This window comes from Vibrio sp. HI00D65, assembly GCF_001635455.1.
Classification (GTDB): domain Bacteria; phylum Pseudomonadota; class Gammaproteobacteria; order Enterobacterales; family Vibrionaceae; genus Vibrio.
The window spans coordinates 1-252 of record NZ_LWEH01000525.1 but is presented as its reverse complement, the minus strand read 5'-3'; the positions used below and the strand labels follow the sequence as shown (position 1 = coordinate 252).

Below are 252 nucleotides of genomic sequence, written 5' to 3'. Positions count from 1 at the left end.
TTGCACTCAAAGCAGCACTTAGAAGACTGGCATCTAGATACATCAAGCTAGAGTCAACACTGAACGATCCAACTGCGACAGTCTTTCAAATCAAAATGGCAAAAGAAGGTTACTTCAAAGCTCTTGCAGAGTTAGACGAAGTAATCAGAGAGATACAATCACCCAAGGGTGACACAGATGAGGTGTCAGCAATTATGCTTCACGCAATGGATGAGGTCAGAGGAATGCTGGGCGTAATCTTCGCATTGTCTC

General features: G+C 44.0%; 1 protein-coding gene. It reads left to right on the top strand.

The window, feature by feature from the left end:
• Window positions 1–252, top strand: a 252-nt coding sequence (locus A3712_RS28030; RefSeq protein WP_197465899.1) for a hypothetical protein, incomplete at both ends; no start/stop codon positions are given.